At 42.6% G+C, this 23,173-nt stretch carries 20 protein-coding genes; 11 read left to right on the forward strand and 9 right to left on the reverse strand.

Translation table 11 applies throughout. The features are described 5' to 3' along the window. Positions 1-160 precede the first annotated feature (160 nt). From AC1XUD_RS02695 to AC1XUD_RS02705, 3 genes are all read right to left on the reverse strand, one after another. Positions 161-1,729, reverse strand: a complete 1,569-nt coding sequence (locus tag AC1XUD_RS02695; RefSeq protein ID WP_483359403.1) for a SusD/RagB family nutrient-binding outer membrane lipoprotein — start codon at positions 1,727-1,729, stop codon at positions 161-163. A gap of 11 nt (positions 1,730-1,740) precedes the next feature. After that, a complete protein-coding gene (locus AC1XUD_RS02700) occupies positions 1,741-4,926 on the reverse strand; it encodes a SusC/RagA family TonB-linked outer membrane protein (RefSeq protein WP_483359404.1) in 3,186 nt (1,061 codons plus the stop codon). Between the two features lie 403 nt (positions 4,927-5,329). Further along, positions 5,330-5,968: a GntR family transcriptional regulator gene (locus AC1XUD_RS02705; RefSeq protein ID WP_483359405.1), complete on the reverse strand. Its 639-nt coding sequence runs from the start codon at positions 5,966-5,968 to the stop codon at positions 5,330-5,332. 423 nt (positions 5,969-6,391) lie between these two features. Here AC1XUD_RS02705 and AC1XUD_RS02710 point away from each other — a divergent pair, with 423 nt between their 5' ends. Together AC1XUD_RS02710 and AC1XUD_RS02715 are read left to right on the forward strand one after the other, a co-directional pair. Next, the gene (locus tag AC1XUD_RS02710; RefSeq protein WP_483359471.1) at positions 6,392-6,586 is read left to right on the forward strand and encodes a YgaP family membrane protein; all 195 of its coding nucleotides are present in this window, start codon (positions 6,392-6,394) and stop codon (positions 6,584-6,586) included. 264 nt (positions 6,587-6,850) lie between these two features. Next, a complete protein-coding gene (locus tag AC1XUD_RS02715; RefSeq protein WP_483359406.1) occupies positions 6,851-8,560 on the forward strand; it encodes an alpha-amylase family glycosyl hydrolase in 1,710 nt (569 codons plus the stop codon). 140 nt (positions 8,561-8,700) lie between these two features. Here AC1XUD_RS02715 and AC1XUD_RS02720 read toward each other — a convergent pair whose 3' ends face one another. The 4 genes from AC1XUD_RS02720 to AC1XUD_RS02735 form a co-directional block, all read right to left on the reverse strand. After that, the gene (locus tag AC1XUD_RS02720) at positions 8,701-9,243 is read right to left on the reverse strand and encodes a DUF4136 domain-containing protein (protein ID WP_483359407.1); all 543 of its coding nucleotides are present in this window, start codon (positions 9,241-9,243) and stop codon (positions 8,701-8,703) included. 13 nt (positions 9,244-9,256) lie between these two features. Further along, the gene (locus AC1XUD_RS02725) at positions 9,257-9,706 is read right to left on the reverse strand and encodes a hypothetical protein (RefSeq protein WP_483359408.1); all 450 of its coding nucleotides are present in this window, start codon (positions 9,704-9,706) and stop codon (positions 9,257-9,259) included. Between the two features lie 69 nt (positions 9,707-9,775). Continuing rightward, positions 9,776-10,849, reverse strand: a complete 1,074-nt coding sequence (locus AC1XUD_RS02730) for a S1C family serine protease (protein WP_483359409.1) — start codon at positions 10,847-10,849, stop codon at positions 9,776-9,778. 170 nt (positions 10,850-11,019) lie between these two features. Beyond that, positions 11,020-11,265, reverse strand: a complete 246-nt coding sequence (locus tag AC1XUD_RS02735) for a hypothetical protein (RefSeq protein WP_483359410.1) — start codon at positions 11,263-11,265, stop codon at positions 11,020-11,022. 746 nt (positions 11,266-12,011) lie between these two features. Between AC1XUD_RS02735 and AC1XUD_RS02740 the strand changes: the two genes are divergently transcribed. From AC1XUD_RS02740 to mgtA, 9 genes are all read left to right on the forward strand, one after another. Then, positions 12,012-12,326: a hypothetical protein gene (locus tag AC1XUD_RS02740; protein ID WP_483359411.1), complete on the forward strand. Its 315-nt coding sequence runs from the start codon at positions 12,012-12,014 to the stop codon at positions 12,324-12,326. A 6-nt stretch (positions 12,327-12,332) separates the two neighbouring features. Then, the gene (locus AC1XUD_RS02745) at positions 12,333-13,412 is read left to right on the forward strand and encodes an efflux RND transporter periplasmic adaptor subunit (protein ID WP_483359412.1); all 1,080 of its coding nucleotides are present in this window, start codon (positions 12,333-12,335) and stop codon (positions 13,410-13,412) included. Next, a complete protein-coding gene (locus AC1XUD_RS02750) occupies positions 13,409-14,668 on the forward strand; it encodes an ABC transporter permease (RefSeq protein ID WP_483359413.1) in 1,260 nt (419 codons plus the stop codon). Before AC1XUD_RS02745 ends, AC1XUD_RS02750 begins: the two co-directional genes overlap by 4 nt. Next, positions 14,665-15,345, forward strand: a complete 681-nt coding sequence (locus AC1XUD_RS02755) for an ABC transporter ATP-binding protein (RefSeq protein WP_483359414.1) — start codon at positions 14,665-14,667, stop codon at positions 15,343-15,345. Before AC1XUD_RS02750 ends, AC1XUD_RS02755 begins: the two co-directional genes overlap by 4 nt. Before the next feature lie 27 nt (positions 15,346-15,372). Then, positions 15,373-16,431: a zinc-dependent alcohol dehydrogenase family protein gene (locus tag AC1XUD_RS02760; protein WP_483359415.1), complete on the forward strand. Its 1,059-nt coding sequence runs from the start codon at positions 15,373-15,375 to the stop codon at positions 16,429-16,431. A 187-nt stretch (positions 16,432-16,618) separates the two neighbouring features. Beyond that, entirely contained in the window at positions 16,619-17,086 is a 468-nt protein-coding gene (locus AC1XUD_RS02765) for a DinB family protein (RefSeq protein ID WP_483359416.1), read from the forward strand. Positions 17,087-17,154: 68 nt separating this feature from the next. Next, entirely contained in the window at positions 17,155-17,682 is a 528-nt protein-coding gene (locus tag AC1XUD_RS02770) for a P-loop nucleotide/nucleoside kinase family protein (protein ID WP_483359417.1), read from the forward strand. Next, entirely contained in the window at positions 17,669-18,682 is a 1,014-nt protein-coding gene (locus tag AC1XUD_RS02775; RefSeq protein WP_483359418.1) for a hypothetical protein, read from the forward strand. The genes AC1XUD_RS02770 and AC1XUD_RS02775 overlap by 14 nt, the downstream gene beginning before the upstream one ends. A 121-nt stretch (positions 18,683-18,803) precedes the next feature. Then, on the forward strand, positions 18,804-21,314 hold the full coding sequence (mgtA, locus tag AC1XUD_RS02780) for a magnesium-translocating P-type ATPase (protein WP_483359419.1): 2,511 nt from the start codon (positions 18,804-18,806) through the stop codon (positions 21,312-21,314). A 132-nt stretch (positions 21,315-21,446) separates the two neighbouring features. Here mgtA and AC1XUD_RS02785 read toward each other — a convergent pair whose 3' ends face one another. Continuing rightward, a complete protein-coding gene (locus tag AC1XUD_RS02785; protein WP_483359420.1) occupies positions 21,447-22,283 on the reverse strand; it encodes a hypothetical protein in 837 nt (278 codons plus the stop codon). Between the two features lie 11 nt (positions 22,284-22,294). Next, a complete protein-coding gene (locus AC1XUD_RS02790; RefSeq protein ID WP_483359421.1) occupies positions 22,295-23,134 on the reverse strand; it encodes a hypothetical protein in 840 nt (279 codons plus the stop codon). Positions 23,135-23,173: the final 39 nt, after the last annotated feature.

Below are 23,173 nucleotides of genomic sequence, written 5' to 3' on the forward strand. Positions count from 1 at the left end.
TTATATACGTTGATTGAAAATTGCTTTTTTGATATTGTTTTCTTCTCTGGCTAATATTAATAATTGCGGATGATCAGCAATGGCATTAGCGGGATTAATAAATTTGAAAATTCTTTGCTCAGCAGTGCTTCTGTCAAAAGTGCTGCTGAGCAAAGAATTACTAATTTTTATCCCACCATAATGGCGTGGCAGCGTTGTCTGGGCCACTTAGCATTTTAACAGCCTTAGCCACTTCGTCTGCATTGGTTTGTTTTTCAGTATCCAGGAAGGGCATCCGTCTGATGAAAGTCCCTTGCGGCAAATCCGTGTTTTCGCTGTGAACAACAGTGTAAAGCTTTGGAAGTCCTGATCTTCTCAGTTCTGCCCAACCTTCTGCGCCATCCGGATACAGCGCCAGCCATTTTTGCTGAGCGATCTGTTTTCGCTGCATACTTTCTGTGCCACTAAAAAGAACCGGATAATCATTTACAGCTGGCGAATTCATACCGTCCAGTGGCGCAATTGGCGTCGCGGTGCTGCTGATATAATTAGTGATGACGGCATTGTCCGTAATTCCCCACTGCGCCATCGAAGCCTGAATTCCTTTTTTGTAAAAGTCTTCGGCAGTTCCGCCCATGTTCCATCCGTTAAGCGCACCTTCTGCACGAAGGAAATAGGCCTCTGCGGTATGCATGATATCCTGAGACACATTGTAGGTGGTTTTCCAGTCGTTGTTTACCCAGTTAACCCAGCGCGTACCCATGTTGGAGTTGAATAATCTTGAATTAATATCAATGATTTTTTCAGATGTAAATAATCCATTTCTAACACCTTCGTAGGTGCCTGTCGAGATAGCCGGCTGGAAATAAACCGGCAAGCGGGGATCATTATATCCTTTTAAAACAGATTCCATAGCAGCACTCATCCGTATATCGTCCCAGCCTGAAGTTACCGCTAAACCATTGTACTCGCTATAAGTTGTAGTAGATTTTGGCATGTAGGCGTCGTCTGCAATATCCGTTAGAACGCCTGCTGCAACTGCAGCTTCGGCCTGTTGTTTGGCGAGTGTAGGATTTACTTTTGAAATACGGAGCGCCAGCCTTAATCTAAGTGTGTTCGCAAATTTCATCCAGGCAGTGGCCGGACTTGCATTTTTGTTGTAGATCAGGTCGTAAGTTCCAAAAGGTTTATCGTTAGCATTCGCTTTTAAAACAGTAGAAGCGGCATCCAGTTTTTTGAAAAAATCGTAGTATATAGAATCCTGTGGGGTATAAGCGACATAGCGATTACCAGATGCTGCCTGGAAATAAGGAATCGGGCCGAAATAATCAGTTACTCTGTGGAACATCCAAACCCACCAGATATTTGCGAGTGCATTTTCCGAGGTTTCGGCTTTGGTACCGGCCATGATCGTTTTTAACTGCGGTGCAGCTGATGTGTAAACCGGATTCCAGCAGGCGGGCATCCAGTCCTGACGGATCACGTAACGATCAGTAGGGAACGAATGTGCAGCCTGGGAAAAAAACTGTGAATATATCGAGGCAATTGTGCCTTCGCCGACTTCAAAATTGTCGGGACTTAAAGTAGGAGACATCAAAGCATAGGCGAACTGAAATGGATATTCAGTGGCACCTATAGTGCTGATTTTGGTCGCATCGGTATTGATCGAATCAAAATCATTTGTACAGCTGTTGAGTCCGAGCGCTGTTATGGCAAGTAAAAGAAGCTGGTTTTTTATGGTCTTAAACATGATGGAATATGTTAGAATGACAGTTTCAGGTTTAATCCTATATTTCTGGTAGAAGGAAGATTGTAGTACTCAATCCCCTGGTAGTTACTATTTCCGAAGCTAACTTCCGGATCGAAATCCATTTTGCGTTTGCCAACGCCGGGAACGTTAAGAATGGCATTTCCACGGTAGATAAAGAACAGGTTACGAGCGACAAAGGAAATTCTGGCTGATTTAATAAAAGCCGGAAGGTTGCCAAATGAATAACCAAAAGTCAGTTCGCGAACTCTGACGTTTGTCGCGTGGTAGGAAAAGAATTCCCCCCATGAATAATCTCCCTGCGCGACAGTCTGCCAGAATTTTTCAGCATTGATCGCGACCGTATTAGGCGCGCCTTCAGGTGTTACCGCATTTACCGTCCAGGATCCTGCGTCACGGAAATCCTGGGTAACGGCCGAAGTTCCCGCGTACGCTGTCTGAGCTGCTGTTCCCGAAGTGATAATACCGCCAAACTTGCCGTCAATCAAAACAGATAATGTCCAGTTTTTGTAGTTGAAACTGTTGCTGAAACCGGCGGAGAAATCAGGATTGTAGTTCCCAAGTCTCTCAATTGCATCCGTTTTTACCGGAACTCCATTGGCGTCAACCACATATTTTCCGTTCAGCGTTTTCCATTTGTAACCGTAAAGATCACCATATGAACCGCCTTCTTTGATCAGGGGTGTAGCGGTGCGCACGCTGGTGGATGAACCGAGATAAAGCTGGCTTACACCTTCATAAAGCGAGATAACTTTGTTGGTATTAACAGCATAGTTCAGTCCTACATTCCAGTTGAAATTTTTGCCGCTAACAGGCTTTCCTGAAAGTACAAGTTCAAAACCTTTATTTTGGATATTACCGGCGTTCACATTCAAAGTTGAATATCCTGAGGAAGCAGGTGCAGCCACCTTAAGTAGCTGGTTTTTGGAATTGGTTTTGTAATAAGTAAAGTCAACCCCCAAGCGGCTGTTAAAAAATCTCCATTCGGTACCAACTTCCACCGATTGTGTTAATTCCGGTTTTAGGTTAGCGATCGCTTTGGTGCTGCTGCTGGCGATATAACCACCGAAACCTCCACGTATATACGTATAGGTCTGGCCAAGCAGGTAAGGGTCTGCATCATTACCAACCTTTGTTACCGAACCTCTTACTTTTCCAAGACTTACCCATGATGGAAGTTTTAGCATTTCGGAAACAATCGCCGACAAGCCTACCGATGGATAGAAGTAGGAATATGGTGAAGGAAGGGTACTTGACCAGTCATTTCTTGCGGTCAGATCCAAAAACAGATAATCTTTAAAAGAGAATTGTGCAGTTCCATATACCGATTGCAACTCTCTTTTAGTTGTGTTTGCTTCCACTTTCAGCGTGGTTGCATAGGTAAGGTCGTATTTGTTATTGAAACCAAGACCGTCCGCTGCATTGACACGATGCCGAAGATTTCTGTTTAAAACCGATCCTCCGATATTATAATTGATTTTAAAATCAGAAGTAATCTGGTTGTTCCCAGTCAGGAGGATGTCTATATTTCTTTCTGAGATGAAATCATTTCCTTCTGAGTAATAACCACCAGGCTGTCTTGCGTAATTAACCGTGTTGTTGGCGTATTTCTGGGTGATAAAATCGTTGTAACTATCTGAACTTACGCGTCCCTGGATGTTTAACCAGTCTGTGAGTTTATACCGCAATACCAAAAGGCCGGTGACGCGGCTACGGTTTTCATTGTGGTGCGTATTGTTAATTGTCCAATAAGGATTCATGTAGACAGCATCAGGACTGGTCCAGTAAGTCGGTGTTTCTACGCCGTTAACGCTAACGTTTTTATAGCTTTTTAAAGTGGCTGGATCCACACTGCGCGGCATACGGTATACGTTGGCAACCACCATGCCGTCTCCACCAACGCCCGGTTTGTTTTTAATATCCTGGATCATGTAGGTGACTTTTGCGTCAGCTGTTAAACGGTCTGTTATATTGAAGCTGACACGCGAGTTGAACGTGTGTCTCGAAAGACTGTTGTGAGGTACAATCCCATTAATGAAGTTACCAGAATAAGAGAAATAGGATTGTACTTTTTCAGATCCTGCAGTGATACCCAACGAGTTATTGTTTGAAACTGCGGTACGAAAAAAATCTTTCACGTTATCAGGATATGCCCGAAGTGTTACCGTATTTCCAGCGAAGTTCTCGACACTCTGTCCGGCAATCTTTGGCCCCCAACTGCCACCTGTCAGCGTAGAATAAGTACCCCCGGAACCTTGTGCATAGGAATTTTGGAAATTGGGTGTAGTCAAAGCCTTGTCAAAGGTAATGCCAGAATTGAAGTTTACATTGATCTTCCCTGCCTTACCTTTTTTTGTTGTAATGATGATGACACCATTGGCAGCACGACTTCCGTACAATGCCGCACCAGCTGCTCCTTTCAGTACGTTAATGGACTCGATATCATCCGGGTTTATGCTGGACGCTCCATCACTACCACTTTGTCCGCCGCTATCGTAACGCACCTGGCCTGCTGGTGAGGAGTTATCAATAGCAACACCGTCGACAACTATCAAGGCGTTATTGGAACCTTGGATAGATCTGTTACCGCGCAATACTATCCGCGTCGCTCCGCCAGGTCCGTTTGCTGATGGCGTAATGGTTAGCCCTGCTATCTTTCCGGAGAGTGTATTGGTAAAGTTTGCATCACGAACCTCATTAACCTGTTCGCCGGTGATTTTCTGTATGGCGTATGTAAGTGTTTTGGCCGAGCGTTCAATACCGAGCGCAGTTACGACAACTTCTTGTAAACCAACACTTTCTTCGGACATGGTAATGTCGCCCATGTCGGATTTGTTTCCAATCTCAATTTCCAGTGTTTTCATACCGATGTAGGAAAAAACGAGGGTAGTGGCATTTGCAGCGACGGAAATATTGAAAGCGCCATCTTTGTCTGCAAGTACACCGGAGGTAGACTGTTTTACGATAACGGATGCTCCGGGAACGGGTGAACCTTTGTGATCAAGCACTCTTCCTGTTACTTTCCTGACCTGTTGCGAAAAAGCACTGCTGGAAAGACAAAGGGTTATCAGCATAATGCAGAATAGGAAAGCAGGAGTTGTGAACCGTGAAATAACAAAGCGCTTTGGCCGAAGATCTTCGTTCGGAAGTGACCTGAATTTGTTTGTAGATTTTCTCATAATCTAATTTTTTCTGAACAAGTATGGGTGGTAATGGTTAAAAGTCTTTGGGCCTTTGGCTTGCTTGTTTTCAAGCTTTCGGTGCTGGGTTACGGACTTGTGTCAACGGACTGGAATTGTTTGGAGGGACAACTATCTTGTCATAGGCAAAATATGGTTTGTGAAAAATAAACGTCTTAAGCTCTTGTTTGTGTGAAGCTTTGTTTTGGTTACTATAAATTGCGATAAATTGTTAACAAATATATTAATATTTTGTCAACAAAAAAATTGACCAAATATTTTTTAACTAAAATTCTTATTTTCTCTTCTTGCGGAAATTAAAGAAGCCGGCTTTCGGAGAGTTCCCGAAAGCCGGCTTCTGGTGCCTTTATACAAATTTGCGCAAAATGTTGGTTGAATATGCCTATGAAAGGTCAATAGAGGCTACTTCTCCTCGTATTAAATGTTTCACCAGGGCATCTTCAGCGCGCTGGATATTTTTCTCTTTTATTCCTGCTACTATTTCGCGATGTTCCTGGTCGGTCAGCTCATAATCGTCCATATGTGTCTGCATTTTGCCAAGTTTCTGGTGAAATAATGGAATATTGCTCGCTCTGTAAAGGTCTATAAGTTTATCATTACCAGCATATTCGATTAGTGTTTCGTGAAATTTTACGTCAGCTTCGCAAGCTCCGCCGAAGTAGCCGCGCTCAACCATAGAAGAAAAATCTTCACAGATCCTCTCTAGTTCAGCGATCCCTTTTTCGTCTATTTTTTGCATCACAAGCCTTAAGGCGCCTACTTCCAGGATTTCACGAAGCTCACGAATGAGATGGCTATCTTCAATAGTAATCGTTTTTACAAAAAAGCCGCCTTTTTCTCCCTGGACTATGAGCTGTTCACCCATTAATCTGGTTAACGCTTCACGAATCGCTATTCGGTTAGCATCCAGCTTTTTAGCCCATTCGTCTTCCTTTAGTCTTGTTCCCGAAGTAAGCTGATTGGATAATATTTTTTTTCTGAGTTCAATATATGCCTTGTTTGATAATGAATCTTCTTTCATATTGTGTAAACAAAAATTCTTAATTTAACTAACTAAATAATCGCATAAATGTAATCATTTGTGGATTAAAATGTTGCAGTCTCGCAGTTTTAAATCCATTGTCTCCGCTAAGCTTAACGGCGTTTCACATACCCTTGATCTACCCGTTTATAAAAATCATCTATTCCGCAGCGGTGTGTATATTCATTTGATATTGACCTCAGTTGCAAATCAACGTAGTGTGGAGAAGATATAACAATCGGAGACGGTATGCAGTGCCTCACAGTGCACTAAGGCGTCGAAGGTAAAAAAGAGTTTTCTTCGGATTAGTTTTTTAATTCGTTGTGACGAGATTGTATTCTTTATGTGATATAAGTCACTGTGTCTGATTGTTATTCGGGTTAGATTTGTTTCTCAACTAATCTGAAAGCAATGAAAGCAAACATGGGAATACTTGACCGCGTCTTACGTGTGCTGATTTCAATTTCAATTGTGATCCTTTATTATGCTGATATAATCTCCGGAACAGCTGCTATCGTGTTGCTTGTGATTTCGGGGGTTTTTATACTGACCAGCTTCATCAGCTTTTGTCCTCTTTATTCGATCCTTGGGTTTCATACAAACAAATCATCCAAATAACTTTAAGGAGTAAATTTCAGCTTTATTGAGCATTGGCACTAGCAGGGGATACCTGGCACGGAACAATTACATTGGCCAAAATGAATATAAGAGTAGACTAAGGGCTTTTTGCTATACTGATTTTAATCATTTCAGGCAAAGGCCAGAACGCTTTTCTGGTTAGTAGGCCAAATTGGGACAGTCGGTATATTTCACAATAAACTTTCAGGATAATATTGACTTGGAGCCAGTGAATATGTCTGGAATTCTTTGAATTGAATTGAAATGGGAGACAATAAGCAGATTACGTCTATTCAGGATATTGATCTCAGTCCGAAGGAAGGGAAAATATATTGGACAAATGGTCACCGTGAATGGAGAGAAGAGTTTATCTACTTTTTATTGGTGGATCGCTTTCACGACGATTTGAATCGTAGCCCAAACACGGTTGCCGGCAGACAAAAAGGCTTTGGCAATGCGCAGCAGTTACAGAAAACTTGCGGGGGCACGTTAAACGGCATCACCCAACACCTGGACTATATTGCCGATTTGGGATGTACGGCGCTATGGTTGAGCCCGGTGCTGGAAAATAATGCCGCTTCCTATCACGGCTATGCTGTTGAAAACTATCTGAATGTCGATCCGAGGTTTGGGACCAAAGAAGACTTGGCAGAATTGGTTGACAAGGCCCATTCACTAGATATCAGGGTATTTTTAGATATAGTTTTGCACCATTCGGGCGATAATTGGTCGTATCCGGGCGACTACGAATATTATTATTATGAAGGGCAGGTTTTTCCACTAAATCAATGGAGGTCGGAAAACCTGCCCATTCCGGTTGAACTTCGAAATCCTGAGCTATATTGGCGAAAAGGGAGAATTCGAAACTTTGATGCCTATCCCGAAACACGCGAGGGAGATTTTGCCAATCTGAAAAGTTTTAAAAACGATTCCTCTCCAGAAGCATTGCTGGTTCAGCAGATAATGACAAAAATTCATTGCTATTGGATAAAGGAAACTGACATTGATGGGTTTCGAATTGATGCAGTCAAGCATATGGGAGAGGAAACCGTGAGCCAATTTTGTTCTCATGTACGCGAGTATGCATACTTGCTTGGAAAGCGCAATTTCTTTTTGTTTGGTGAATTTGTAGGGCCAGAAGAAATGTACAACCGGTATATCGGTCCTAAGACTTCAGTGATGATTGAAGACAAAGCCATATACTTCGGCCTTAACTCAGTTTTAGACTTCCCGTTATATCATATATTGGCCGACGTTATCCGCGGAATATCGAAGCCTCAGAGGCTTATTGAACGTTACGAGTCGCTTAGGAAAAATGCGATGAGCAGGGGCGAGTTCGGTGAATTTCTGGTCACTTTTATTGATAATCATGATCAGGTCGGTCAGGAGATTAAAAAACGTTTTGGCAATGAAGCAACGGAAGAGCAGATCATCGCAGGGATTGGATTTTTGCTGTGTGCTTTGGGTACACCCTGTATCTATTATGGTACCGAGCAGGGCTTTGACGGGGCAGGAGCGGAAGACTTTAATCTCAGAGAGGCTATGTTCAACATGGACGACGCGGGCACGAATAGATTGAATAAATCTTGCAGAATTTATCAACAAATAGCCATTCTTGCCGGGCTGAGGAAAAACAGTGCTGTACTCAAATTTGGACGCATGTATATGAGAAAACAGTCGCAGGATGGACAGACGTTTTCTTTGCCAACTTTTGAGAAATGTTTGCTTGCTTTTTCCCGGGTTTTATATGATCATGAAATCGTAGTTGCCTATAACAGTTCGGTTTCTGAATACGACGAGGAATACATATTAGTAGATTCTATATTAAATCCCCCGGGAACCATTTTTACGTACAAGTATGGTAAATCCGGGTTTGTTCAGGTGCTAGCAAATGAAAATGGTAATCGCCATTTCATCAAGTTGCTGCTCGCTCCATCCCAATTTGTGATTTTAAGTAATAAGAAAGACTATTGAGCTTGCTGATTGTCAGCTTCTTCGATGCGACTTACACAATATATATGTTATGGAATCGACGCCAAGTTTTCCAGACTTTTATATCATTGCTAAGGCACAGATTAACAGCAGTTTTCGGTGGTTACTCTTTGTTGCGTAACTTAGTCCGCGTCTGATGGCGGGAGTTTTTTCAGAATAGCAGTTACAACAGAGCGAGTGACGTCTTCAATGTCGTCGGTATGGTAAGTAACCTTATCGAGGGCCTGCACTCCCCAGCCTCGCCAGATCAGATCTTTTTTGGCGCCTTTTCCAAAATCAATTATTAATGTTCCTTCCTGATATTGATAGGCTTGAAATTCAACTTTTGGATTGGCATCTGTAAAGAAGGAGTAGGGCTCCTGCTCAAATACTGACTTTCCTTCTACGACGATATGATAATGAAGATAGAGTTCGGAAATACTGTCGACAAGCACATATCCCTTTGATGATAAGATTTCGTTGGCAATATTTTTAATCCGCTTGTCATTTAGTTCATTATAGTAGAGCGGATAATTCTCTATTTCAGATTGGGTTAATGCTTCCCATTTGTAAGTCTTGTTTTTTTGAATCGGGTAATTTTGGTCGGAATCGCTGAAGGTTTTTATGGTGGGACTGCAGCCAAAGGAGACTGAAAGAATGAGAAAAAAAAGGAACGTAATTTTCATTTTCGAACTCGGATTAGTTTGTGGCTTTTATTTTTTTTTGGAGGACATTTCCATTTTCATGTTGAAAAAGATCCGTCTTTTGCTTCAATATATATCCCATTGCTATGCTGATAGCGGGAATAGATAGGTAACTAATGCCAATAGACGTCAGGTAGTCTATAATAGTTGTTTTCATCATGGGGATCAGAACAACAGCGTCGAGAATCAGGTTGATGACCATCCAGCAAATGCCGACAGTGATTCCGTTCCGCACAAAATCCTGATCTATAGACTTGAAGTATCGAAAAAGAAAATAACAGCCCGTAATTGCACCTACAGCCGTAATAATGGACTTGAACGTGCTATAGGGCACATTGAGTTCACCATTTCTACCATAGAAAAGCAATGACACAGCAAACGGAATCGCCCAGGAGAAAAATCCAAGTAGCAATAAATTAACGAGCACTCTTTTTGAAATAGCCATTTTTTGGTGTTTTAATCTGTTAGTTAATTTAGCTGTGACAAACCTCTGATCAACAGGTGTTTGCGCTTTTTATTTTTCTGGTTCTTCGGAGTCTGCGCTGAGTATGACTGTCATTTTATACGGCTTTCCACGTCTCACAGCGGTAATCGAAAGGCTCTGGCCAGGGTAGGAGCGAGCGACTACCTCGCTAATCTGAGCAGTTGATTCTATCGAAGCTCCGTCTATTTTGGTAACAATGTCTCCACTAACTAATCCGGCGAGTGCGGCCCCTCCACCTTCTTTTACGCTTTCGATGAGAATCCCTGAAACGATATAAGTGTTCAAGAACAAGGCTTTTGCAGCGTCCATTTCAATCACTTTCATATCAAAGCTGCCCCGCCGGGCGCGACCATACTTTAAGAGATCTTCGGTTGTTTTTTTGACAACATCAACAGGAATAGCGAACGAATAACCAGCATATACGCCATTGGGAGAAGCAATAGCTGCCACAATGCCGACTAGTCTCCCTGACAGATCGACCATCGCTCCACCACTATTGCCGACGTTAACTACACCGTCTGTCTGAAGATAGCATTGCAGCGACCACTGAGGTGAATTGTGGACGATATTCCGGGCTTTGTAACTGATAATTCCCTGCGTGACAGTAGAAGTAAAGTTTAGGGGATTGCCAATAATCAGTACAAAGTCACCGACTTCAATGGAGTCAGAATTGCCAAATTCGAGAAATGGGAGATTGTCGGCTTTGATTTTTAACAAGGCAAGATCCGTTGCTTTATCAGTTCCAACCACTTCGGCAGGATAGTTGCGTCGGTCACTAAGAATTACTTCAATTCTTTTTGCAGTATTGATTACATGATAATTAGTTACAATATACCCGTCTTGGCTAATCAATACACCCGAGGCGTTGCCGATATTGTTTTGTTGGCTATCGCCAGATGTTATAACATAAGGGCCAACATATTCTTTATTGAAAAATTCGTAATAAAAATCTGGCGTCCGAAGCGGGGTGTCACTTGGGAAAAAGGACCTGACCCTGACGGTTGCCAACGTTGAGTGCCCAGCCACGTTACGAAGACTGAATGATGGAGGCCTGTCTTCCGTTTGAGAAGTTTCGACAAGGGACGACTGGCGTTTTGAAAGCATTGGGTGTTTTTCACGACTCCCATTTTTTTCAGCCATCATTAAACATGCCTGACATGCAAAAATAAGGAGATACAGCGCAACTGAGATGACCAGCCGATGTGACTTATTTCTATTCAGGAATTGGGGAGCTGTCATGGTATTTGTCGCGGATTATTAGCTTTTTTTAACTTTCAGCCCACTTCTATCAATTTTTCACTGCAGAATTGAGACCTGCCTTCTGACCAGATCAATTGAGCCAGCCACTGTCCTTTTTCCAAAACCTCTGTCGATACCCTGTGAACGGGTTTGCTGTCGGGAGCGATCCGGAAAGAAATATTCGGCGAACTTTTCGATGGCTTTCTAAACACAATTTCAGCCTTTGAGAAGTAGAGCGGTAGAACGAAGGTTATTTGCTGGGTATCTGGTTTGTAGGTCATAATTTGTAGTAGTTAATGTGATTTGGAGCCATTTTTTGTAATTTTTTGATGGTATAATATTAGGCATGGCTATAAACATTTTTGATGATCTGAGAACCTTGGAAAAATGATCGTTCTCATCGTTTACGCTTACATTTTTTTCGCAGGGTCAACGATGTTTATCCGACTCCAGCGTTTTCCAGATTAAAATGCAAATCAGAGTATTATCCGTGATCAGCAATGTATCACCAACAAAAAGCCGGTGAAACGTATCCCGAGAGGTTTTTGGAACGCATATTTCGAACTGCGGAACACTGTCGAAAGAATACTAAAAAATAAACCCAGCTTAAACTTGAATTTCGGAGCGGCATCTTCGGTTCAAATGATTACCGGGCCGTATAATCAGGGAGATTTTATTGTCTATTTGGCTTTATTGAAAAATGTACCTTACTGAGAATCAGCAGGACCACTCGAACACACCGAGATGGCAAACATTCACAGGTTGAGTAAGGGGTTGTTACGTATAACTGTTTTTGACGAGCATCTTCGCAAACATCGACGCAAGAAATATTCGGGATTTTTCAAATATGCTTATTGAACAATCTGAGCAACCGGATAATCAAGTTTTAAATTAAGGGCTGTGATGATTTCGGGATCAATTTATGATCACAGTCACCTTTAAGATGTCTTCAAGTCATCAAAAATGCATCCGCGCTGGTTTAGCTTTGTGTTGTTAATGCTATTGATTATCAAAACATAAAGAAATCATGAAAGCAGAAAAACTAAAAGAAGTGGAGCAGGTTGTAACAGCCCTCAATAGAAAGTTAAAAATTGATGCAACCAATGAGAATTCAAGCAAACTTGAAAAGCAGATCAGGAAAATTGCAAGACATATTATTGACGATGTCCATTCGATCATCGAAAAGAAAGTTTCGAAGGAAGAGAAGCTTTTAGCACGAGAAATAAAACGCCAAAAAAAGCAGAACAGAATTTTGGCGGCCCGGCAAATCCTCAGTGGGAAGATTATTATTGCACCACAACGTGGTAAAGCGGTTAACCGAAATTTATCAACAGCTCAATAGAAACTTATGAATAAGGTTTTGATACTCATCTGGAGCCTGGCACAGTTCGGCTGTCAAGGCAAAACCGATAGTATCAAGCCAACCAGGGCGTCTATTTCCGAGTCAGTATATGCATCCGGTATTTTAAAGAGCCGAAACCAGTATCAGGCTTTTGCGGTTGCCACCGGTATTATTGAGAAAGTGTTTATTTCCGAAGGCGATCCAGTCAGAAAAGGGACGCCTATACTTTCCATTTCCAATTTTACCCAGAGGCTGTCAGAAAATAACGCGCAGCTTGCAGCCCGTTACCAGGACTTTAATGCAAATAGGGGGAAGCTTCAGCAAGCTCAACTAGAGTGTGAGCAGGCCTTGAATCTCATGCAGAATGATTCCGTGTTATACTTAAGGCAACAAAATCTGTGGAGAGGGAACGTCGGAACGCTAATTGATTTGGAACAACGAGCACTGGTCTTTCAGAATTCAAAAGCCGCATATCATGCAGCACTGATTGCTTATGAGGATCTGAGGCGTCAGCTGGATTTAAATTCCAAGCAATCAAAAAATTCGATGCTGATATCGGCAAGGCAGTCGCAGGATTTTATTTTAAAAAGTGAGGTAAACGGGACAGTGTACAGTATTCTGAAATATAAGGGAGAGATTGTAACTCCTCAGACGCCACTGGCAATCCTGGGAGAGGCCGACGAGTTTATTCTCGAAATGCAAGTCGATGAATATGATATCCTCAAAGTGAAAAAAGGCCAGCCTGTTATTGTTGCCATGAATAGTTACCCGGGAAAAGTTTTTGATGCCAAAGTCACAAGGATTTTCCCGATGATGAATCCGCAGAGCAAAACTTTTTTGGTTGAGGCAGAATTTCTCGAACCTCCTGATCCGCTTTATCCCAATATCACTTTTGAGGCCAATATCATTCTTCAAACGAAACAAAACGCGTTGATCGTCCCTCGACGTTTTGTCCTGAATGACTCGGTTGTATTTGATAGAAATGGGGAGCAAAAGGTGGTGAAAACCGGATTGAAGAATTATGATAAGATAGAAATTATTTCCGGTGTCAGTGCCGATGATGAATTAATCGTTCCTGTAAGATGAAGTATGGGCTGCTATTGAGTATTTCACGCGCTCTACTGTTGGCGAGATGGAGGCAGACCCTCGTTGCAGCTATGGGAGTCACATTCGGAATTACGATGTTTATAGGATTGCTAAGCTTTATGTCAGGCCTTAACGATCTTCTGGACGGACTGGTACTGAATCGCACTCCTCATATTCGCTTGTATAACGATGTGAAATTTTCTGAAAGACAGCCGGTTGACCTTGCAGCTCAATACAAAGGGTACTATAATTTTGTCCGTTCCATTAAGCCCAAAAATGAGCGTCAGTCAATACACAACAACGGGATTATTATCAAAACTTTAAAAAAGGAACCAGCCGTTCTGGGTGTTGCTCCCAAAATAATTGCACAGGTTTTTTACAATATAGGAGTCGTCAGTTTGACCGGTATTGTCAACGGAATCGATCCAAAGGAGGAAAATGAATTATTTATGTTTCAGGATTATGTTTCGAAAGGGAGCTATCAGAATCTCACCATAGTGCCCAACAGCATTATATTGGGGAAGGGAGTTGCTGAAAAGATGCTTGCAGACATTGGTGATCTGATCCAAATTACAACAACGAAAGGGGAACGTATACAGCTAAAGGTTGTAGGTTATTTTGAGTCGGGGCTGCAGGAAATTGACAAGGTTCAGAGTTATACCACAATTGCTACCGCGCAGAAGTTACTCGGTGAACCCAATAGCTACATTACCGATATTCAGATCAAGCTTTGGGATATTAACATGGCTCCACAACTCGCAAAAAGCTATCAAAAACTGTTTGAAGTGGATGCTGTCGATATTCAGACGGCCAATTCGCAGTATGAAACCGGAAGTTTTATAAGGAGTTTGATTTCCTATTCTGTAGGAGTGACCCTCTTGATCGTTGCCGGTTTTGGGATTTACAATATCCTGAACATGATGATATTTGAAAAAATGGATTCCATCGCCATACTCAAAGCTATGGGTTTCTCAGGCAAAGATGTAAAAAGGATATTTAGAATAATAGCGGCAGGGATCGGGATCTTTGGTGGCGTTCTGGGATTGATTTTGGGTTTTGGGCTGTCGGTTATCATTGACCATATTCCCTTCAACACACCATCCCTTCCCACAATAAAAACATATCCTGTTGATTACAGCATCGGATTTTACATGATAGGAGGGATATTTTCTTTGCTCACCACATATTTGGCTGGATACTTTCCTGCCAGAAAGGCAAGCAAGATGGATCCCGTAGTAATTATCAGAGGAAAATGAACAGAACAGTACTCCAGACAAAAAATATTTCAAAATCCTTCCTGGATCCGGTGGAAATGCCGGTATTGGACGACGTTAACCTTTCAATCAATAAGGGAGAATTTATATCTGTCATTGGTAAATCGGGCTGTGGTAAATCCACGCTTCTCTATATACTTTCTACTATGGATACTGATTATCTGGGTGAATTGCAGATTGACGGCGAGGATATGCGTGACAAAAGTGAATCTCAACTGGCAATTGTAAGAAACCAAAAAATTGGATTTGTATTTCAGTTCCATTATTTGCTCAATGAGTTTTCCGTGTTGAAAAATGTGATGTTGCCGGGACTGAAACTAGGGCAATACTCGCCCAGTGAGATGGAAGATCGTTCATATGAGAAACTTCGAATACTGGGGGTTGAAAATCAGGCATTGAAAAAGCCTCATCAGCTTTCCGGGGGGCAAAAACAGCGGGTATCCATTGCCAGGGCTCTTATTAACGATCCACTCATTATAATGGGAGACGAACCGACGGGCAACCTAGATAAAAAGAACAGCGAGATTGTTTTCGAGATATTTCAGCAACTCACCACCGATTTTGCTCAGACCTTGCTTATAGTGACGCATGATAACGAATTTGCTGGCCGAACTCAAAGGATCATTGAAATGCAGGATGGGAGAATAGTTAGTGGCTGAAATTACGATTGCTGTGGATTGTAGTATATGGATCGACAATATATGCTGAATGATAAATCTGGTTCTGACCTGACTAAAATGAATCTACCTCAAACAATGCATGCAATGGTTTTAAACCAGCCTCGCACGCCATTAGTACATTCAATGGTACCGATCCCTGTCCCCGGCGATGGGCAGGTATTGATAAAGGTGATCGCTTGCGGGGTTTGCAGAACGGATCTTCATATTGTGGACGGAGAACTTCATAAGCCGATGCTTCCCCTTATACCAGGTCATGAAATTGTAGGCCAGGTTGTACAATTAGGTGGGCATAATACAAATCTTATGGTCGGGGATTTTGTCGGTGTTTCCTGGCTGGGGTATACCTGCGGTAAGTGTAAATATTGTCATAGAGGACAGGAAAATCTTTGTGATTTTGCCGAATTCACGGGGTACACCGTGAATGGGGGATATGCAGAATATTTGGTCGCCTTTGAAAACTACTGTTTTCCGCTGGCTTCGAAATATAGTAATGTCTCTGGCGCTCCCTTGATGTGTGCAGGTTTGATAGGTTACAGATGCTACAATATGATTCGGGAGACGGCTGAAAAAGTTGGGATTTATGGGTTTGGTGCCGCAGCCCACTTACTCATTCAAATTGCAGTATTGGAAAAAAAGCAAGTTTATGCTTTTACAAAAGAAGGCGATTTAGCCGGGCAAAAGCGAGCCTTGCAGCTCGGTGCAGTATGGGCCGGTGATTCGTCTGAAAGCATCTCCATTCGATTAGACGCGGGCATAATATTCGCTCCTGTTGGAAGCCTTATGCCCAAGGCTCTTTCGGACATTGACAAAGGAGGGACGGTAATTTGTGGGGGAATTCATATGAGCGATATCCCCTCGTTTCCTTATAATTTATTATGGGAAGAGCGGGTAGTTAAGTCGGTGGCGAACCTGACCCGAAAGGACGGAACCGGTTTTTTGGAAGCGGCTGCCGTGGCGGACGTAAAGGCTCAGATCCAATTATATCCTCTTGCAATGGCCAATCAGGCCCTGGACGATCTGCGGCAGGGGAAGGTAGAAGGAGCTGCAGTGTTGGTTATGGAATAGCATCAGTTTGCCTCTTTTTTGGCCATCTTAAAGTAATGGAACTGAGTAAAAGCGATTGAGGATATCAGCTTGAGTCGATGCGGACAAGGATTTCAAAAAATCGCCTGGCGACTCGCTGAATTTTGGTGTACTGGCAGGAATATAAAACATGAATATGCATTTTGAAACAATACTTAATTAATCAAAAATGGAATCAAAATCAAAAACCGAAATACTCCTTGCGCTTTGGAAAGAAGCCCGGACTCGTTTTTCAAACCAGTTGACCAGCATCACACCGCAGGATCTCGTTCGAAAATTACCTCTAACCCAAAATAGTGTAGGTTTTCTCATACGGCACCTTGGCGATGTGGAATTGCTATTTGCAAAAAACGTTTTTGGTATTAAGTTGTCCGTGAGTGCGAAAACGCTAATAGCCCAGCACGATACGGGCGAATGGACCGATCTCCCAAGCCTTTTAGATTACATATCTGAGTCTGCAAATGCATTGACAACTGCCATTCTGCAACAACAGGATGAAGACTGGGAGACGGAGATTGTCACAAAGGAATTCGGCGTTAAGACCAAGGCTGAATCGCTCGGAAGGATCATATCACATACAGCGCACCATGGAGGGCAACTAGCGTTGATAATGAAGTATTCGGAGCGCAACATCTGAAACTTGGAGGTGATATGCATTTTTCTTGATTAAATCCAGATGAAGTTGAAAAAAGATGACTTGCTAAAATGACTGAATTCATATCTCATATGATCATTATTGTCTCGGGACTTCCAGGATCAGGGAAAAGCTATTTTGCCGAAAGATTGGCAGGAAAATTGAAAGCTGTTTATTTAAGCAGTGACAAGCTCCGAAAATCCATGGAGGCGGAAGGGAAATACAGATTGGAGGACAAAATGCATATTTACAGTGAAATGGCTAACCTTGCCGAGGCTTTCCTCGATAGAGGCCAGACCGTAGTCGTTGATGCAACGTTTTATCATCATGGCATGAGGGAGCTGTTTATTCATCTTGCCCTGGCTCACGATGTTACAGTCGTTTTTATTAAGGTAAGCACCAGTGAAGAGTTGACACGTCAGCGGTTGGCAAAGCCACGGAATGATAGTGAAGCTGATTTGGGTGTTTATGAAAGTATGAAACTGAAGTTTGAACCGTACACAACGGACCATCTTGAACTGCATTCAGGGAACGATAATATTTCAGAAATGCTGGCATTGGCTATGGGGTATCTGCAAAGTAAAAATGAAAAGCATTGACATTCATATCTTAGCTGAAAGTGGGCTATGCAAAGGCAAGCCCCTTCGTGCAACGCTGGAAGAAACACACATTTCATGGATATTGCTGACCAATGATCTTGTATTTAAAATCAAGAAGCCAGTGAAGCTCTCGTTTCTCGACTTCTCCAGGCTTTCTGTTAGAAAGTTCCTGTGCGAAAAAGAGCTGAAACTAAACAGACGATTTTCGTCAATCTACCTCAAAGTACTTCCAGTTAAGCAAGATGACGGTTGCTTTCGGATCGGCTCCGGAAAAGGGAAGATTGTAGACTATGCAGTCGTCATGATGCGACAGAGCTCAGAAAACAGGATGGATCATATGCTTTCTCAGGGAAAAGTTGGAAGGGATGATATATGTCTTTTGGGTGAAAAGATTGCGGATTTACATAGGAATGCACCCGTAATTCCGTTGCCGTTTAATGAGGGTTACCAAAGGGAAACCTTTAACGATATCAAAAGCATCCGATCTTTCATAAAGAAGCATTCCCAAGAACAGTTGCATATCATCGACGAAGCTTTGGTATTCGGTGATATTTTTGTCAATCGATATGCTGATAGGATGTCAGAAAGGGTTCAGCTGGGATTCAGAAGGGATGTTCACGGGGATCTCCATTGCGGTAATATTTTCATCAATAAAGAGCCGGTCATCTTTGATTGCATTGAATATAACGACGCTTTCCGGCAAATAGATGTTTTAAGCGATATCGCTTTTTTGTGTATGGATCTTGAAGCGTTCGGCGAGGAATCACTTTCCGAACTTTTTCTTTCCACTTACAGCGACCGGTTTCCAGCTTTTCAAGACCCAAGGGATCAAGAAATTTTTCTTTATTACAAATGTTTACGTGCTAATATTCGCGCAAAAGTGAACGCTGCAAGCGCACGGGAGGCAGAAGGGAGTGCCGCCTTTCGGGAGTATCAGGAGACGACGGAAAAATATTTACATTTAATGAAAAAGTATATATCCCTGATATCCTTTGTCTAGGTAATTTTTTCAACATTGATCCAACTCACCATTCAGGTTGATCGCGGTCATAAATGCGATCTTTCCAGTTGATGAACTTTGATGGAAATCCTGCATTTCTATATATAACTTCTTTGAAATCATGTATGTAAAGAATATTCGTTCGCTGCCACTAACTGCTATATACGATTTGCTGGAAACTGGCGAGCAGGGTTTGAGCGATTCCTTGGTTGAAAAACGTCAAAAGGAGAGCACCAAGCAATTGATCGGGGAATCGGATTTTAAAAAGGGACTGAAGATATTTATCCGGCAGTTTACCAGTCCGTTAGTGCTCTTGCTGGTTGTCGCGGTGATCTTGTCGGCAATACTGAAGGAGATTTCAGACACCTTGATCATATTCTTTATTCTTTTGGTAACTGGCTTGCTAAGTTTCTGGCAGGAACTTCACGCCGGCAGGGCAGTTGATAGGCTTAGACAAATGATAGAGCTGAAAAGCCTTGTTATTCGTAGCGGCGTGGATAAGATGGTCAATATCAAGGAAATTGTGTCGGGCGATATTATTCGACTCAAAGCCGGCGATATTGTCCCTGCCGATTGCAGGATCGTTGGAAGTAATGAGTTACATGTTAACGAAAGCAGCCTTACAGGTGAAAGTTACCCAGCCGAAAAAATGGCGGGCTTAACAGATGAAAATACCTCACTTGCCAAAACCTTTAACTGCATTTGGGAGGGGACCAATGTAGTTAGTGGGACTGCTACTGCTGTGGCAGTTCACACGGGGAAAGATACCATTTTTGGAGAAATCGCGACTAGCCTGTCTGAAACGCCTGAAACAGCCTTCGAAAAAGGGATAAAGCAGTTTGGTTATTTTTTACTTCAGATTACTGCGTCTTTAACCCTGGTCATCTTCGCAATCAATATATATTTTCATAAACCTTTGCTGGATTCGCTGCTTTTTTCGCTAGCCCTGGCTGTAGGGATGGCGCCGGAGCTACTGCCTGCTATTATGACGGTCGCTATGTCATCCGGAGCTAACAGAATGATGAAAAAGAAAGTGATTGTAAAAAAACTGTCGTCTATATTCAATTTCGGGGAAGTGCGAATTTTGTGCTCAGATAAAACCGGAACCATAACAGAAGGCGTAGTGAATGCCAAAGATTTTTTAGACGTATATGGCAAGCCGGATGCAGAGGTCAGGCTGTTTGCTTTTCTGAATGCGTCGATGCAGCAAGGGTTCAGTAATCCGATGGATGAGGCCATCTGTGCATTGGCCTTGCCTAATCAACGGTATATCAGGATAAATGAAGTGCCATATGATTTCATCAGAAAAAGATTGAGCATTCTGGTAAGCAAAGAAGGTAAAAAAGATATCATCAGTAAAGGTGCGCTGACCAATATCCTGGAAGTCTGCCAATTTGTGAAAAGTGATACGGGCGGCATGCAACAGCTGAGCGATCAGTTGAGGGAGCTCATTAACAATCGGTTTGAAGCCTTTTCAAAAGAGGGATATCGCGTGTTGGGAATCGCATCCAAGTGTTTTGAGGGCGATAAAATGAAACGGGAGGATGAGAATGGTATGACGTTTATGGGCTACCTGCTGCTGGAAGATCCCCTGAAAGCATCTAGTGTTGCATCCATCGCCAGACTAAAGGGAATGAACGTAGATTTCAAGATGATTACAGGCGATAACCGGTATGCTGCGGCGCATATTGCGCATCAACTTGGTATTAACAAACCTCACGTTTTGACGGGCGAAGAGTTGAATCGTATGTCGCCGGAGGCGCTGCAGAATAAAGTCCAAAAAATAGATGTATTTTCAGAAATCGAACCGCATCAAAAGGTTCGTATCGTAAAGGCGCTTCAGCAGGCCAGGCAGGTTGTAGCTTACATTGGCGATGGAATTAATGACGTTGCTGCCATCAATGCTGCTGACGCAGGCATATCAACGAGTAATGCCGTCGATGCTGCGAAACAAGCGGCAGATTTCGTATTGTTGGAAAAAGATCTTTCGGTATTGGCTGATGGTATCGAGGAAGGGAGAAAATCGTTTGTGAACTCTATGAAGTATATTTTCATTACAACAGGAGCAACTTTCGGAAATATGTTTAGCGTTGCCACGGCATCGCTTTTGCTTCCTTTTTTGCCAATGCTGCCCAAGCAGATCCTGTTGACTAACTTTATCACGGATCTGCCGGCGTTGTCGATAGCGTCCGATAATGTTGATCAGCAGCAGCTCGCTTCGCCGGGGCGCTGGGATATGAAGCTGATACGAAATTTCATGATGGTTTTTGGACTGCACAGCTCCATATTCGATTTTATAACGTTTTACGTACTATATTTTCATTTCAAGCTCAGCGGGGCGGCTTTTCGCACGGGTTGGTTTCTTGAGTCAATTATTACAGAATTGCTTATTCTTATGGTCATCAGGACAAGGGTATCATTCCTAAAAAGCAAACCTGGCAAAATGTTGCTGTTAATTACCTGTCTGGCACTGGTGCTCACCCTTTTTCTTCCGTGGTCACCCTTCGCGACAGACCTTGGCCTGGCACCTGTTCCTGCGAACCAGATCCTTAGTCTGTTTGGTATTTTGGTTGCATATATGTTTACTGCCGACTGGCTAAAAATCCTGTTTTTTAAGTTTCATAAAGTATGAGCATATTTCACACCTTGACTTGGCGGAGGAATCGGTCGTAATCATAGAGTACCAGGCGTAAAACTAACTTGCGGCCGAAATGGTAGTTGAAAGTCAAATATCGGGCCGGGTTCAAAGCCCCCGGCCCTCGGCTTATTGATGTGCAATAAAAATTGGGTAGTTTGATTTTTCCATTAGTACATCTGCCATACTTCTGTGAAACCATCGTGATACCAGTTTTCGCTGATATGCCCCCAGAACAATCAGGGGAGTTACTTCGCTTTCATTCAAATACTCCAGGATCTCATGTTCAGCGTTACCGTGCAGAATCTGAAATGTGGCGTTTGGGAAGTGCCGTTTTGCGAATTCTTTCATCAGCCGATTATCTGGAACGTGAAAGTCCTCATCTTGTGGCTTAACGGACAGGATATCGATCGGAAGCGTTTTCATAAATGGCAACAGGTAGCTGAACATTTTGATAGCAAACAATGAGGATGGCTGACCATCGAATAGCAATACGATTTTTTCAACTGAATCAAATTCATCAGGTACGACCACTACCGGGCATTGGATGTCTCCCAACAAATCACGGAGAAATCCGGTTGGGGGCTCTTGCTGAAAAGGCGAAAACGTCTCTTTTTTGCTAATGACCAGCAGGTCCGCATATACTGTTTCATGCAGTAATTCTGCTAACGCGAAATTCCGGTCATGGTGGATGGTGAATTCTACTTTTGCTTTCTGGCAAAGTGAGGTAAAGTTTTCAACAGATTGCGTTCTCCGAAGTGAGTCTTCATCATTCAGTTTTTGCAAATGCAGTTCTGACGGATCGAGGTGCGACGCTATTTCGTAAATGGAGTAACTATGGTAGCTAAAATCCTCAAGGAATACACCAATCAGGTGAGAGTTCGTTTCCCTGGCAATCTGGACGGCATATTGAACGGTGCCTTCCGCATATTTCAAGCCATCAATCGCGGCAATTATCTTTTTCATAATTAATATATTTAGTTGTGGGCAAAAAAGAATGGGAGATCCAGCTTTCCGAGTAGTGGATCTGCGGTACTGGGAGACAGCAGGTTTGAGAGCATGTCACGACCATAAGATCCCATGACAACGAGCGTCTTTTTCTTGTCAAATAAATATTTGAAAAGCTCTGCGCCCGGCTTGCCAGTCATAGCCATGAAGACAGGATAGCTGTAATGATCACTGATCCACTCCGAAAGCTTTTTTTCCTGGATTTGACTTTCATCCGGATCTTTTTGAACATGTAACAGCGTCACTTTAATGTCTTCCAGTTCTGGGAAAAGGTAACTGAACTGTTTGATGGCAAACGCCGAAGATCGACTGTCATTGTAGGCGAACAATATTTCATCGATGCCCTCAAATGATACCGGAGCTGTTATCACCGAACATTCTGTTTCTGCGATGAGATCTTTAACAAATCGGGACGGCGCATGATCGGATTCGCCTTCAAAACTGATATTCCTGCTAACGACGATTAGATCAGTAAACCTGCTTTCTTCGATGAGTCCTTCGAGCGGTGAATACAAATCCTGGTTGATGCTGAACCTGACCCCTTTGTCATGACAAATCTTCTTGAATGTCTCAGTGTATACCCTGCGTGTTTGCTGATGTTCTTCGTAATTAGGGAGGTCGCTGGCAAGGATTGTTTCAACGTAGGGTATACCATATAACGTTTTTAAAGAAGGATTTTTATCGGCAATATGCTTTTCGACGAATACGGCTTTGAGCTTCGATTGTGTCAATTGGGCAAGATAGCACCCAAAATGAATACAAGAAACACTGGGGTGCTCCGGATTGATCACCAGAAGTATGTTTTTCATATTTTCGTTGGTTTGAATAAAATGTTTTAGAAATCGTGA

The organism is Dyadobacter sp. HNCC25DJ184 (assembly GCF_056895215.1).